This is a genomic window from Vibrio sp. 10N.261.54.A5, from assembly GCF_041471145.1.
Classification (GTDB): Bacteria; Pseudomonadota; Gammaproteobacteria; order Enterobacterales; family Vibrionaceae; genus Vibrio; species Vibrio crassostreae_C.
This window is the reverse complement of record NZ_JBFRNU010000122.1, coordinates 1-294: the sequence shown is the minus strand read 5'-3', so window position 1 is coordinate 294 and position 294 is coordinate 1. Positions and strand designations below refer to the sequence as shown.

The window sequence follows — 294 nt, the reverse complement described above, 5'->3', positions numbered from 1 at the left end:
GCGTTCCATCTTCTTCAACGCTGAACTGTTGATCTTGAGGGACAGGCAGGTCATTAACTGGGTTAACGGTTAGATCCGCAGAAGCCTGAACGGTGTTAGTACCATCTGAGATATCGAAGCTGATATCGATGTCACCGTTGAAGTTCTCATCTGGCGTAATCGTGAAGCTGCCGTCATCATTAGCTACAACCGTCGCATCTCCACCAACCGTTAGGCCGCTAGCAGTAAGGTCATCGCCTTCTACGTCAGAAGCTTGCGATAGAAGCTGCTCTTGACTTAGACGAATCGAACCAT

1 protein-coding gene is annotated in these 294 nt (G+C 49.0%); it reads right to left on the bottom strand.

Features of this window, described 5'->3' with window-relative positions; all coding sequences use genetic code 11:
• Nucleotides 1-294, bottom strand: a 294-nt coding sequence (locus AB4329_RS22445; RefSeq protein ID WP_372139322.1) for a cadherin-like domain-containing protein, incomplete at both ends; no start/stop codon positions are given.